This is a genomic window from Akkermansia sp. GGCC_0220 (assembly GCF_017566105.1).
In the GTDB taxonomy this organism is placed as follows: Bacteria; Verrucomicrobiota; Verrucomicrobiia; order Verrucomicrobiales; family Akkermansiaceae; genus Akkermansia; species Akkermansia massiliensis.
In genome coordinates, this window is sequence record NZ_JABFCI010000172.1 from 1 (window position 1) to 219 (window position 219).

The window sequence follows — 219 nt, forward strand, 5'->3', positions numbered from 1 at the left end:
TCTGCTGGATGATCCGAACTTCAAACCGGATGAGGCTGAGATTGTCAGCTACTTTCATCAATATGTCAATGAATTGCGGGCTTTGAACGGACAGTCGGCGTTGACACTTTCGGAACGCGATACAAGTCGGGCACAACAACGCGTGCGGGCGATTGTTGAAGATTTTAATCATGAAGCCGTTAGTCACGCAACGGAGAACATCGGTACGAACACTGGCAT

The 219-nt window shown here is 48.9% G+C and carries 1 pseudogene; it reads left to right on the forward strand.

Annotated elements, in window-relative coordinates:
- Window positions 1–219: pseudogene (locus tag HJW02_RS13440) on the forward strand (cell surface protein); the annotation flags it as partial.